This window comes from Acinetobacter endophylla, assembly GCF_053543775.1.
This window is the reverse complement of record NZ_JBLVOM010000216.1, coordinates 1-398: the sequence shown is the minus strand read 5'-3', so window position 1 is coordinate 398 and position 398 is coordinate 1. Positions and strand designations below refer to the sequence as shown.

The 398-nt window shown below is 60.3% G+C and carries 1 protein-coding gene; it reads left to right on the top strand.

All coding sequences use genetic code 11. From position 1 onward, the window contains the following. Positions 1-204: 204 nt before the first annotated feature. Positions 205-398: glutathione S-transferase N-terminal domain-containing protein (locus tag ACNPNW_RS19345; protein ID WP_527890970.1), on the top strand; the 194-nt coding region annotated here is incomplete at its 3' end.

Sequence of the window (398 nt, the reverse complement as noted above, 5' to 3'; positions counted from 1 at the left end):
GTGACCGCGTCGTTCAGCGACGCGGTCATCGAACCCTACTTCAGAGTGACGGCTCGTTCCAGTCAGTCGCCATCGCAACACCAGGATCGCAGATTTATGCCAGACCTCTCGTCCTTTCCGATCACGCAGCGCTGGCCGGCATCTCATCCCGATCGCCTGCAACTCTACGCAGCCCCTACGCCCAATGGCGTCAAGGTCTCGATCATGCTTGAGGAGACTGGCCTGGCGTACGAGCCCCACCTGATCGACATCTCGAACAACGAGTCGAAGGATCCGGCGTTCGTGTCGCTGAACCCGAACGGACGCATACCGGCGATCATCGATCCGGCTGGCCCTGACGGTAGACCCATCGCCTTATGGGAATCCGGTGCGATCCTCCTCTATCTGGCCGACAAGAC